The organism is Thermoplasmata archaeon (assembly GCA_035632695.1).
Lineage (GTDB): Archaea > Thermoplasmatota > Thermoplasmata > RBG-16-68-12 > RBG-16-68-12 > RBG-16-68-12.
In genome coordinates, this window is sequence record DASQGG010000211.1 from 1 (window position 1) to 4,471 (window position 4,471).

The 4,471-nt window shown below is 67.1% G+C and carries 6 protein-coding genes; 1 reads left to right on the plus strand and 5 read right to left on the minus strand.

Going from position 1 to position 4,471, the window contains the following annotated elements; genetic code table 11:
• Window positions 1-206 (minus strand): hypothetical protein (locus VEY12_13130; GenBank protein ID HYM41065.1); only part of this gene is annotated, 206 nt, incomplete at its 3' end.
• Between the two features lie 311 nt (window positions 207-517).
• On the minus strand, window positions 518-997 hold the full coding sequence (locus tag VEY12_13135; protein ID HYM41066.1) for a response regulator: 480 nt from the start codon (window positions 995-997) through the stop codon (window positions 518-520).
• Window positions 998-1,086: 89 nt separating this feature from the next.
• Here VEY12_13135 and VEY12_13140 point away from each other — a divergent pair, with 89 nt between their 5' ends.
• Window positions 1,087-1,989: a winged helix-turn-helix transcriptional regulator gene (locus tag VEY12_13140; GenBank protein HYM41067.1), complete on the plus strand. Its 903-nt coding sequence runs from the start codon at window positions 1,087-1,089 to the stop codon at window positions 1,987-1,989.
• 105 nt (window positions 1,990-2,094) lie between these two features.
• Here VEY12_13140 and VEY12_13145 read toward each other — a convergent pair whose 3' ends face one another.
• The 3 genes from VEY12_13145 to VEY12_13155 all read right to left on the minus strand — a co-directional run bounded on the left by VEY12_13145 (window position 2,095) and on the right by VEY12_13155 (window position 4,264).
• Window positions 2,095-2,625, minus strand: a complete 531-nt coding sequence (locus tag VEY12_13145) for a hypothetical protein (protein HYM41068.1) — start codon at window positions 2,623-2,625, stop codon at window positions 2,095-2,097.
• Between the two features lie 92 nt (window positions 2,626-2,717).
• Entirely contained in the window at window positions 2,718-3,275 is a 558-nt protein-coding gene (locus tag VEY12_13150; GenBank protein HYM41069.1) for a DNA polymerase ligase N-terminal domain-containing protein, read from the minus strand.
• Window positions 3,272-4,264 carry a hypothetical protein gene (locus tag VEY12_13155; protein ID HYM41070.1) on the minus strand — a complete coding sequence of 331 codons (993 nt, stop codon included), beginning with the start codon at window positions 4,262-4,264 and terminating at the stop codon, window positions 3,272-3,274. Before VEY12_13155 ends, VEY12_13150 begins: the two co-directional genes overlap by 4 nt.
• Window positions 4,265-4,471 lie beyond the last annotated feature (207 nt).

Consider the following 4,471-nt stretch of genomic DNA (forward strand, 5'->3'; position numbering starts at 1 on the left):
GCGACTCGCCCTCTCCAGAGGAAGGCGGCGAAGGCGAACCCCAAGAGGACCAGCGCGGCGATCAGGACGACCGGCGGACCGGCCACGCCGAAGCCCTGGCCCTCGAGGGCGGCATCCGCCACGTGGATCCAAATAACGAGGACCATGGCGCCGAACAGCCGTTCCTCCTTGCTGGTGGAGCGGAGGCGTGCGTACGCCCGGTCCATGGCTTCCCGCAGTCGCGCCGTCGTCGGATGGGTAAGAACGGGCGTTGCCCGGGCATCCTCCACATCAATCCCCGAACCTCAACCGGAAGCCGGACGAAGAGGTTTCGGTCGATACGACGTGTGAGGGCATGTACCCTGCCGCCCAAGCGCGGCAAACCCAAACCAGTCGCTGTCCGGAGTATCCTCTCCGTTGTGCGGTATCACAGAATCCGGCGAGTCTCCGGTAAAGAGTCTCCAGAGTTCCGTCGAAGACGTCTCCTTTCGCCCCGCGCGAGCGGAGGGAGCTCCACCGCCTCGACGGGCCGGAGGCTCTAGTCCTCAGGTGACCGCGGAGGGGCTGCTTCGGGACCCGCAGCCGCTCCCCTCCCCGCGCGCCGGTTCTCACCATGGGCTCGGAGCAGGCGCTCGAGCGCCTCGAATTCGAACGGTTTCGGGAGGACATCGGAGGCGCCCGCCTTCCTCGCCTCGACGAGCACCTCCGGGGTCCCGAACCCCGTGAGGAGGATGAACGGAGTCGTGGGATGCGCGGCCAGAGCCTCGCGGAGGATGTCGAGTCCGGATGTCCCAGGCAGGACGAGGTCCAGAAGGACGACGTCCACGTGATCGGTCCGCAAGCGTTCGAGGGCCTCCGAGCGATCCGCGGCGAGCGAGACCTCATACCCGGATGCCTGGAGGAGTCCGCCGAGCTCCGTCCGGAAGGTCGCATCATCGTCGACGATTAGGATTCGCAGGGCGCGGCCTCCCTCCGAGGAGGAGGGCTGGCCGGGGCCGGTTGCGCGCGTCTCTCTCATCGCCCCTCACCAGGACGGGCTCGGGTTCTTAGGCCGTGCGAACAGGGCGCTTTAAGTATGGTTCTCTTTATATATCTCCCAGGAGCGCCGTGGTCGACGCCAAGGACTTCCAAATCATCCGGTCCATCCTCCGAGAGCCGTTCGCGTCCTTCACCGCGATCGGTGGACCGCTCGGCCTTTCCGGGGTCACGGTCAAGGCGCGCCTGGAGCGACTCCGGCGGGACGGCGCCGTCCAGGTTTGGGGCGTGCCGGACCCCGCCGTCTTCCGGCGGCATGCCCGGTTCTTCGTCTACGGTCGCATCTCCCGCCGCCGGCTGGCCTTCGCCCTCGCACGGAAGTCGGAGACCGTGGTGCGGGCCGCCGAGGGCCATGAGAGGAGCTTCGAGCTCGTGACCTATGCGGACACGGAGGACGCCGGGCCGCCCCCGGAATTCGTCCGCCGGTTCGGCGATCCCCACTTCGCCGCGACGATGCACCTGAGCGACCCGAAGGAGTCGGATTGCGTTCTCTCACCCCTGGACTGGCGAGTCCTCCTCCCCCTCGTGCGGAATCCCCGGACCCCCGTCCAAGAACTCGCAAGCGCCACGGGCCTGTCGCGCAAGACGGTGCGGCTCCACCGCGAGGCCTTGGTCCGGAAGAAGCTCCTCAACGTGCTTCCCTTCCTTGCGGGCGCCCAGGCTCCGGGCTTCGTCCTGTACCGGTTGTTCCTGTGGATGCCGTCGACCTCGGTCGGAGACCGGCAACGGATCCTGGGCGCGCTGCCGGGTACCATCTTCAACGCGTGGACGGAAGAGCCGGCGGGGCTGTGGCTCGCGGGTGCTGCCCCGACGATGGCCCATCTCCTCCGCCTCCGGGACCAGGCCGAACGCCTGCCGGGAATCCTCCGCGTGGAGTACGACGTGTTCCTCCGGAACGAACCGTTCCCGGAGCGACTGGAGGGCTGGATTCGGGCCGAACTCGAGCGGTGGGAGACCGGCCGTCGCCGCACCTGAGGCGGCTCGGGGAGCCGACGATGCTGCGCCGGCATGGAGGGCGTTGGACGCGGAATCGGTTTGGGCCGGGTTCGAAGTCACATCCATTCGAACCCGCGGTCTCCGTCAACGTTTTCCCGTCGCGTCTGCAGCTTCACGAGATGGGGCGAACTCCGCCGTCCACTTCTTGACCAAGTCATCCCTTCGCGGTTTGTAGACCTGGGAGTAGAACATCTCCCCTGACTTCAGGAAGTCCTCGTTTGCCCCCGAGACGATGTTCGTAGCTTCCGCCCAGGCCTTCCTGAAGTTTCGCACACCGCCGAACCGAGAAGCGATCTTCTCGCGGAACTCTTTCCGTGTCTGGGTCTTCCCGCCAAGGATGAAAACGACCTTCGAGCTGTTCGGGTCTCGGTACGCGAAATCCTGCCCCAAGTAGAACACGTTCCCCGGTTTCGCCTTCGCCTCGCCCCCGCCTGGGCCAGCGCCTCCCCCTCCGCCTCCGCTGAACCCTCGCTTGGCCGCGGCATACCAGATGGCTCGGTTGAGTCCCCACGAGTAGGCCGACTCCTCCGAGAGGCCCAAGTGCCGGGCCCGAGCGGCCTGGAGCATCGCCATCACGGTAAAGCGGTTGATTCGGAGAGCCCGGCCCTGCGGCACGCATGGGCTACTCGGCCTGCCGTACAAAGACCTGTCGCCGAATCGCCAATGAGGCCACCCGAACAAGCACGCACATCGGGAACGGAGAGCAATCAACGCCGACTCCGCAGAACCTTGCCGGACAGCGCCGAGTTCGGCTCGCTCTCAGGGTCGTAGTCCTCCGCGGCGAATTCATCCCGAAGCTTCTCCAAGAGCCAATTCTCACGACCCCCTTCCGCGAACTTCGTCCGGAAGATAGCCCAGTGTCCCCGGACTTTCGTCCCGCGGAGGGCGAGCCGCAAGGTGCCGTCTCGGAGGGCCGTCCCCGCACCATATCCTTCGGGCGCGACGAGCTCGTATTCACCAAAGTCCCAGACGATGACTTCGCCCGCGCCGAACTCTCCCTCCGGCAGGGTTCCCTCGAACAGAAGGTAGTCGATCGGATGGTCCGGGACGCGGACCGCGAGACGCCGTACCTTGGGGTCCTTGCTAGGCCCCTTCGGCACCGCCCATGAGACGAGGACTCCATCGATCTCCAACCGGAAGTCATAGTGGAGGCTCCTCGCCCGGTGTTTCTGAATCACGAATCGGAGCCGCGGGCGTCCGGCCCGGGGTGCTGGCTCCGTCGCTCGAGTTCGCGAGGTCTCCGCCGAGGCTTCTCCCGGTCTCATGGGGAACCAGCCGGCTTCCGACCGACCCGGGAGAGGACGGTGAGCGCCCGCAGGGTGATCATCTTGCCCGGGCGGCCGGGCGTCTCGAACGCGAGGGGCGTGGGCCGCTGCTTCGGATGCTCCGCGTACCACTTGGCCGCCGCGGGGCTCATGTCCGGCTGGACGGCGTCGAGATTCCAGCGCCCGTCCTTCCGGCGTTTCGTGCGCAGGAGGTCCAGTGCGAAGCCGAGCCGCTTGTCGTCGCCGTAGCCGAGGGCCGTGAGCACGTCGAGGCCCACCAAGAGGTCGTAGTAGTAGTGGACCGGCCAGTGGAAGCGGTACCAGGGCTCGTACCGGTCGCCCTGGCGGTGGAGCTCGTGCTCGAGGTAGTACTCGGCGGTCCGCTCGACCACGGATCGCATCCCGCTCGTCCACTTCCCGCGGGGGTAGACCGCGAACGCCGCCAGTCCCTCCCACGCGTCGAGCGTCCGACTCGGCGCCGGGCCTTCCCTCGAGAAACGGCACGTCCAGCCCCCCTTCGGGTGCGCCGTCTTGACGAGCCACTCCATCGTCCGTCGGACCCGGTCGTCGTCCGCGTACCCGAACCGGATCAGGCCCCGGGCCATGTTGGCCGTGTAGCAGTGGTGACCCTTGCCTTTCCCGAAGCCACCCACTCCGCCACCGACGAGCGGGGACTTCGCCATCCAGTACTCGCTCGACGCACGGACCTCGGGGATCTCGCGCGTCGCGCCGAGGTCGGCGAGCGCGAGCATGTTCCAGTGCGTCCCGAGGAACTGGGGCATGAGCCAGCCTCCGTCGCGCACCCACCAGCCGCTCGGGTCCCGCTTGGCGAGGATCTCTGCGACCCAGCCGGCCTTCGGGATGCGGGACTTCGTGTCCCGCACGTCGGAGTCGGTCTCTTTCTTGCCGAGGAGCTGGGTCAACGCGAGATACCGGACGGACGGTTGGTCAGACTCGAGGAGCCAATCCAAGACCTTGTCGCGTGCCACAGTCGGCCGGACGTCACCCTTGCCTCATCACCCTTTCGGATGAACGAAATGCACCTGGGCGCAGCAACGGCCGTCTACGCTGCAGGTCGACGACCAGACCCTGCCGACCACAGGCTGGTCCCGGCCGGTCCTCGAGCGAACTCGAACGATTCGTTTCATCTTATGCTCACGGCGCCGGTGCCGGATGAACCTCCACTTGGCCCGGGG